Below are 7,835 nucleotides of genomic sequence, written 5' to 3' on the forward strand. Positions count from 1 at the left end.
ACGACGACGACCTCCCCGACCTGCTGATCGTCGACGGCGGCCGCGGCCAGCTGGGCGTCGCCCGCCGCGCCCTCGACGACCTCGGTCTGGCCGACGACCTCGCCCTCGCCGGTCTCGCCAAGGGCCGCCTCCGCGGCGTCGGCGACGCCCGCACCCGCACCGCCGAGCGCCTCTTCGTACCCGGTTCGAAGGACCCGATCCCGCTGCCCGAGGGCGCGCCCGAGACCCTGCTCGTGGCCCACCTCCGCGACGAGGCCCACCGCTTCGCGATCAGCTACCACCGCACCGTCCGCGGCAGCCACCGCAGCGCACTCGACCGCATCGACGGCATCGGACCCGAGCGCCGCCGCCGCCTGCTGCGCACCTTCGGCTCCCTCACCGGCGTGCGCGAGGCCAGCCTCGACGACCTCTACGCGGTGCCGGGGCTGCCGAAGGCGGTGGCGCGGCGGGTGTACGCCTCGTTGCGAGAAGGACGAGAAGGGCGCCAAGGAGGCCAAGGGCGCCAGGCAGAAACCGCCAAGAACGCCAAGGTGACGCCAAGGCGCCAAGACAGAACCGGAAACAGAACCGCAAACAGAAACAGAAACAGAAACGGGTAGGAGCCTCGGTGGGCCCGTGGCCCGTGGCCCGTGGCCCGTGGCCCGTGGTCCGGAGTGCCCGCGCGCGTGCCCGCGCGCGTGCCCGAACCGTGCCCGCCGCTCGCTCTCCTACTCACCCACGGGGATGAAAGCGTTTGTGGGTGTCGCGCAGGCGGCGGGTGTCGACGTGGGTGTAGATCTGGGTGGTGGAGAGCGAGGCGTGGCCGAGGAGTTCCTGGACGCTGCGCAGGTCGGCCCCGGCGTCGAGCAAATGGGTTGCGAAGCTGTGGCGCAGGCTGTGCGGCGTCAGCTCGGCGTTCAAATGGCAGAAGAGCACGTATTTCTTCATCATGCGCTCGATGGAGCGCGCGGAGATCGGCCCGCCGCCCTTGTTGAGGAATACCGGGCTACGGACATCGCGCTTGCCTTCGAGCAACCACACGTTTTCGCGCAGCTCCAGGTTTTTCCTCAGCGCCCGCTCGGCGGGGGACCCCAGCGGGCAGAGCCGCTCCTTTTTGCCCTTGCCGCGCACGCGCGCCACGCCGGAGAGCAGGTCGATGCGCTCCTCCGGCAGCGTTACCAACTCGTTGATGCGCATGCCGGTCGAATAGAGCATTTCCAAGATGGCGGCATCGCGCGCTACCATGTATTCGCGCCACAGCTTGATCTTCGGATTGCTGGACGGGAGTTGCTGGTGATCGAAGTTCGCCGGGGCATCGAGCAACCGGACCACCTCCGCGGTCGAGAGGATCTGCGGCAGATAATTCCCCTTTTTCGGCAGGCTCAGCCCGCTGAACGGATTCTGCTCCACATATTCCTCGCGCAGCAGAAATTTATAGAACGAGCGCAACGCCGAAAGCTTGCGGCCCGTCGTGGTCGGCGCCATTTCCAGCTTCTGGAAAAAGACGAGGAACTTGCGGGCGGCAAAGCGGTCGGCATCGGCCCACTTATACGGCGGGCGGGCCTCCTCGCCCCACACCACCTCGCAATACTGCCGGATATCGATCAGATAGTTGCTGACCGTGTGTTCGGAGGCATTCTTCTCGCCTTCGAGATACTGCACAAAATGCGTTACGCACGGATCGTTCATGAATCGTTTTTTGCACTCCGTTGCCCAGCCATCATATCCCCTCTCCTATCGATTCGTCCTACCGGGACCAATTTCACCACCCGCCAAGCTAGAGGGCACAGAGCCAACGAGGACTGTAAATGCCCTGTTTCTCCGAGCCTCTGCACTACGATCCGGCGACTTTTTGCTTTTCTGGAAACTTTTTCAAACACCAAGATCGCAACGTGCGAAAAGCAAACAATTTCCATCTTTGCGACCTTTGCGTTCTTCTGTTGGCGATATTCCGTATATCCGATCTGTTCCTTGGTTCTCATTTTGGTTGCGGCTTAGTCGCGCCCGGAACTCTGTGGCAAAAAAAATCCGTCGTCAACATAATGGGATTTGAATAGCGCGGAACTATGGCGGCTTCCCAGCAGAAGAGTTGACCAATTAATTTATGACAACACCATTCGGCGCGGTTTATATCGATTCGGCAGACAAATATCCGGATTATTGCCACGAGAGAACGCAAGGACACCAAAGGTTCATTCCACAGGATGTCGGGTGCTTTTTGTGATCTTTGCGCTCTTTTGTGGCTAACGATCTCCCGCAGGGAATTCACTATATTTAACCGCCGGAACAATAGAATCATTTTATTCTAATCGTTGTCCGGGTCGTCCGGAAGGATGAGGTGCAGAATGAGGTTGGCGACCATACCGACCAGCGCGGAGAGACCAATGCCTTCGAGCGTCACGTTGCCGATCGAAAACTTCACGCCCCCGAGTCCGCAAACGAGGATCAACGCCACGATGATCAGGTTGCGGCTCCGGTTGAAATTGAGCTGCGCGTTGGAGATTGTGCGGATACCGACCGAGGCGATCATCCCGAACAGGATAAAGCTGACCCCGCCCATCACGGCCACCGGGATCGTACGGAGGAAAGCGCCGACCGGGCTGAAAATACCCAGAAGAATCGCAACGGCGGCGGCGATGCGGATGACCGCCGGGTTATAGTTTTTGGTTACGGCCAGCACGCCCGTGTTTTCGGAATAGGTTGTGTTCGGCGGTCCCCCGATCAGGCCGGAAAACATCGTGGCCAAGCCGTCGCCCAGCAGAGTGCGGTGCAGGCCGGGCTTCTCGAAGAAATCCTTGCCCACCACCGCGCCGTTGGTGGTGATGTCGCCGATATGTTCCATCACCGAAACAATCGCAATCGGCATGATGGCCAGAATGGCGCCGATCTCGAATTTCGGGAAGGTAAAGTTGCCGGCACCGATGAACAGGCCCGACTGGTTGCCGATCGCGGAATAGTCCACCCGTCCCAGTGCCGCCGCCACCGCATAGCCAACAAAGATCCCGATCAAAATCGGCACCAACCGGAAGAACCCCTTCATGAAACAGGATACCGCGATGATCGTAAGAATCGCCACCCCCGAGAGCAGCCAGTCGGACGACGCCATGCCCACGCCGATCGGCGCCAGCGAAAGCCCGATCACCATAATCACCGGGCCCGTCACCACGGCGGGAAACAGGCGTTTCATGATCTTCACGCCGCCGAGCTTCACGATCAGCGACATGACCAAATAGACCAGGCCTGCGCAAATCACGCCGCCAAGCGCCTGCGGCAATCCGCTGCCGTCCTCTCCGGCCACGGCCTTGATCGCACCAATGAAGGCAAAACTCGATCCCAGGAAAACGGGAACCATCCCGCCCGTCACGCCATGAAAAATAAAGGTCCCAATGCCCGCTGCCAACAGCGCCACGCTGGGGTCCATCCCCGTCAGCGTCGGCATCAGCACCGTCGCCCCGAACATGGCAAACACATGCTGGATCCCCAGCAGCAATTTCTTGTGTACTCCGAAACCGTCCATCTCTTCACCTCTCGATAATTTGGGGGCAGAGTATGCCGAACCCGACGCATAAAAAAAGCAATCTCGACCGCAAATCAACACGGAGTGGGGCTTGACGCAAACAGCCACTTCTAAGAACCTCCCCTGCTTAATAAAACAACGCAGGAAACCCCATTCATGACAACCGAAACCCCCTTGTTCGACCCCGTACCGCTCGCCTCGAAAGACCTCGGCATATCGCCCCGGCAGGTGGCCGCCGTGGCCAAGCTGTTCGCCGAAGGCAACACCGTCCCGTTCATTGCCCGCTACCGCAAGGAGGCGCACGGCAACCTCGACGAGGTCCAGATCACCGACATCCAGGAAAAACTGGCCTACTACAACACGCTCGAATCCCGCCGCCAAACCATTCTCAAATCGATCGACGAACAGGGCAAGCTGACCGACGACCTGCGGTTGAAGATCGAGGAGTGCCAATCCAAAACCACGCTCGAAGACCTCTACCTCCCCTACAAGCCCAAGCGCCGCACCCGCGCCATGATCGCCAAGGAAAAAGGCCTCGAACCGCTGGCGGAGCTGATCCTGACCCAGACCGCTTCCGGCAACCTCGAAGCCGAGGCCGCCCTCTTCATCAACGCCGAAAAGGAAGTGGCCACGGTCGAAGAGGCCTTGGCTGGCGCCCGCGACATCATCGCCGAGCAGATCGCCGAAAAGGCCGAAGTGCGCGCCCTGATCCGCGACGCCTATTTCAAGACGGGCACCATCGCCTCCTCCCCGGCCATCGCCTCCGAAAAGGATGAAGACTCCAAGTACAAGGATTACTTCGATTTCTCGCAACCGATCGACGCCATCCCCTCGCACCGCTACCTTGCGATCCGCCGCGGCGAGACCGAAGGCGTGTTGCGCCGCAAGTTGATCATCGATGCCGACCCGCAAATCGATCGCATGAAACAGATCGTTGCGGCCAACCCGGCATCGCCCTTCTTCGGCGAACTCGAAAAGGCGATCCTCGATGCCTACAAACGCCTGCTGACCACCAGCGTCGAGATCGACGTCTCCGTTGAAATGAAGATGAAGGCCGACCGCTCCGCCGTCGAAATTTTTGCCAAGAACCTGCGCAGCCTGCTGCTGGCCGCGCCCTATGGCGAAAAAAACGTGATCGGCATCGACCCCGGCCTGCGGACGGGCTGCAAATGCGTCGCGCTCGACTCCACCGGAAAATATCTCGACACCATCACCATCTATCTCGAACAGAGCGCGGAAAAGGAAAGGCAGGCCAAGATCAAACTTTCCGAATTCATCGAGAAGCACCAGCCACAGGCCATCGCCGTCGGCAACGGAACCGCCGGGCGCGAAACCGAGGCCTTCACGAAATCGTTGCTCGCCGAGATGAAGAAAAAGATCGGCGTCGTCTCCGTCAGCGAAGCGGGCGCATCGGTCTATAGCGCCTCGCCGATCGCGCGCGAAGAATTCCCGGACCTCGACCTGACCATCCGCGGCGCCATCTCCATTGCTCGTCGCCTGCAGGATCCGCTGGCCGAACTGGTGAAGGTCGACCCCAAGTCCATCGGCGTCGGCCAATACCAGCACGACGTCTACCAGCAACTGCTCAAGGACAAGCTCGACGAAGTGGTGGTCAGCTGCGTGAACCACGTCGGCGTGGAACTCAATACCGCCAGCGCGCCCCTGCTCTCGCGCGTCGCGGGCATCGGCGACAGCCTCGCCAAGAAGATCGTCGACTACCGCAACGAACACGGCGCCTTCAAAAGCCGCAAGGAGTTGCTCGCGGTTGCAGGCCTGGGCCCGCGCGCCTTCGAACAGGCCGCCGGCTTCCTGCGCGTCCGCGGCGGCACCAACCCGCTCGACGCCTCGGCCGTCCACCCCGAACGCTACAAGCTCGTCGAGCAGATCGCCGCCGACTTGGGCGAGCCGCTCGAAAAACTCGTCGGCAACGTCGAGATCGTCAAGCAGATCAAGATTTCGAACTATGTCTCCGACGACGTCGGCGAGCTGACGCTCAAGGACATCATCGACGAATTGAACAAGCCCGGCCGCGATCCGCGCGAACAGTTCGAGGAAGTCGGCTTCCGCGAAGACGTCATGACCATGAACGACCTCAAGGAAGGCATGGAACTCAAGGGCATCGTCACCAACGTCACCGCCTTCGGGGCGTTCGTCGACATCGGCGTGCACCAAGACGGATTGGTCCATATTTCGCAACTCTCCGACCGGTTTGTGAAAGACCCCGCCGACGTCGTGCAGGCGGGCGACCGAATCGATGTCCACGTTTTGGAAGTCGATCTCAAGCGCAAGCGCATCTCGCTTTCCGCGAAGAAAAAGCAATCGGGGCAAAAGCCGCAGGCCAATCCCCCCCAAGGCCCGCGTAGCCCGAACAACAACCGCCCGCAACCCCCGCGTCGGGACAACCGCCCCGCCAAGCCAAAGGGATTCTCCAACAATCCCTTTGCGGATCTATAGCGCGGGCGGGATTAGGGCTCGACACCGGGCGGAATGATGACGCGCATCCGATAGTATCGGCCGAGCGCGAAATCAGCATCCTCGTGCTGCCCGGTGGCGCCCGTGCCGGCAAAGCCGCCGAGCAGTCGCCACGCGACGGGACTTAGCGAGTCGGTATATTCAATGATGTAGATTCGGCCGGGCGCGGTTGAACAGGAGATCAGCGCCCCCCCGCCGCCGGCGGCCGCCACGGAAAAGTTCAGATGCGAGGCGCTGTTGGTTGGGTTGGAACCCAGACGGAATTCATCGAGATTCGTATAGCCATCGTCGTCGAAATCGGCCGAGGCCACAACCCCGGTTTCCGACCCGAAGAATGCCATTTCCCAATCGTTCGGCATTTCGTCGCCGTCCGTGTCGGGTCTCGACTTCCACACAAAGGACGTGGTGCCGATGGCGGACTGCACCAGAACCCGATAGTAGCGTCCCGGGGTGCCGGAAGTGTCCTCATACCCCTCGACCAGCCCCGTTCCGTCCTGCACCTTGAGCAGCGTCCAGCTCGGAGCAAGCAGGGAATCGGCATACTCGAAGCGGTAGGTGCGCTTCGGTTGCGTCGAACAGGAAACCACGACCGTTGCGTCGACCGTAGGCTCGATGGTGAGGTTGAGTTGCGAAAACCGGTCGGTCGGATCGGTGCCGAGCACGAATTCCTGTTCGGCGGTATAGCCGTCGCCGTCGGTATCGGCCGTGGCCACCGCGCCGGTTTCGGAACCGTAGTATTCCAGCTCCCAATCGTTCGGCAGGTCGTCCCGATCGTTGTCGGCCACCCAGCTCCAGACGATGGTGGAATCGGGCTCGGTCAACGGAACCAAGCCGGTGGTTGCGGCAGTGCCCATCGCCGGAATGGACCCGCTTCCCGTCCACCCCTTCAAAACGTAGGTCGTGTTGGAAACCACCACGAGCGGATCAACCGAACAGGTCGCCGACGATCCCCACGCATAAATATGGAAGCCGGCGGATGGGTCCGGCGCCCCGACGAGCGAAACAATCGCCAAGGTGTAGTCGCGCGCATCCACCAACGTGACGGCCGTGCCGGAAACGGAAACCCCGGCATCGCGAACCGACCGGAAACCGCTGTAGATGTCGGCTTGCGACGGGAACTGGGAAAACCCGCTCCCGCAACGAATGAACTCGGCGCCATCGATCCAGCTTCCGCCGCGCTGCTGGCGGCCGCCATCGGCGACCTCTTCATCCCAGCACCATTCGGCCACGTTGCCGGCAACCTCGTAAAGGCCATACCCGTTGGGGGCAAACGTTCCGGGCGCGAAGGTATAGGGCCAATCCGGACCATGGTCGGGATGGAATCCGCGCGTGGTGCTCGTGTCGTAGGCGCACGTGGCGACGCTGAAATAGTTGGCTTCGTCGTACGTAATTTGGTTCCCCCAGAAAAAGCGGGTGGAAGCGCCGGCTCGCGCGGCATATTCCCACTCTTCGCCCGTCGGCAGGCGGTAGCCGGTTGCGTTGATGTCCAGATCGGGAATTTGGCGGCCGCTTTTAAAGGGGTCCCCGCCCACGGTGTAGCACGGCTCCAGCCCTTCCAGCTCGCTGCGGGCGTTGCACCACTTGACGCAGTCGTACCAGTTTACCGTCGTTACCGGATGGCTGTTCGTAATCCCGGCCCCGGGATTGTCGAAAGCATATCCGTTGGTCACGGCCCAGTCGTAGACGAGATCCCAGACCCTCTTGGTGGTTTCGGTTTCGTCCACATACAGGCTGGATTCCATGGTCAGACTGTAGGCCCCGAAATCCGGATCGGTGCCGTCTGCGGTCCCCGCCGGCACCACCACCATGCCCGCCACCGGAATCGGCGTCGTGCTCTCTCCGTCGTCGGCCAGTACGATGAACTTGA

5 protein-coding genes are annotated in these 7,835 nt (G+C 61.3%); 2 read left to right on the top strand and 3 right to left on the bottom strand.

What is annotated here, in order from left to right:
* The coding region (locus ABYO54_RS11335) for a helix-hairpin-helix domain-containing protein (RefSeq protein WP_372808363.1) at positions 1-599 on the top strand (599 nt) is incomplete at its 5' end.
* Between the two features lie 112 nt (positions 600-711).
* Here ABYO54_RS11335 and ABYO54_RS11340 read toward each other — a convergent pair.
* Entirely contained in the window at positions 712-1,668 is a 957-nt protein-coding gene (locus tag ABYO54_RS11340) for a tyrosine recombinase (RefSeq protein WP_372808364.1), read from the bottom strand.
* Between the two features lie 616 nt (positions 1,669-2,284).
* On the bottom strand, positions 2,285-3,496 hold the full coding sequence (locus tag ABYO54_RS11345; RefSeq protein ID WP_372808365.1) for a uracil-xanthine permease family protein: 1,212 nt from the start codon (positions 3,494-3,496) through the stop codon (positions 2,285-2,287).
* A gap of 156 nt (positions 3,497-3,652) precedes the next feature.
* Between ABYO54_RS11345 and ABYO54_RS11350 the strand changes: the two genes are divergently transcribed.
* A complete protein-coding gene (locus ABYO54_RS11350) occupies positions 3,653-5,950 on the top strand; it encodes a Tex family protein (RefSeq protein ID WP_372808366.1) in 2,298 nt (765 codons plus the stop codon).
* Between the two features lie 11 nt (positions 5,951-5,961).
* Here ABYO54_RS11350 and ABYO54_RS11355 read toward each other — a convergent pair.
* A partial coding sequence (locus tag ABYO54_RS11355) for an SUMF1/EgtB/PvdO family nonheme iron enzyme (RefSeq protein WP_372808367.1) occupies positions 5,962-7,835 on the bottom strand: 1,874 nt, incomplete at its 5' end.

Source organism: Pontiella sp., assembly GCF_041622395.1.
Taxonomy (GTDB): Bacteria; Verrucomicrobiota; Kiritimatiellia; order Kiritimatiellales; family Pontiellaceae; genus Pontiella.

What these genes read in the sequence shown, in the direction of transcription:
- ABYO54_RS11350 (WP_372808366.1), top strand. Translation starts at nt 3,653, where the DNA reads ATGACAACCGAAACCCCCTTGTTCGACCCCGTACCGCTCGCCTCGAAA.
- ABYO54_RS11340 (WP_372808364.1), bottom strand. Translation starts at nt 1,668, where the DNA reads ATGAACGATCCGTGCGTAACGCATTTTGTGCAGTATCTCGAAGGCGAG.
- ABYO54_RS11345 (WP_372808365.1), bottom strand. Translation starts at nt 3,496, where the DNA reads ATGGACGGTTTCGGAGTACACAAGAAATTGCTGCTGGGGATCCAGCAT.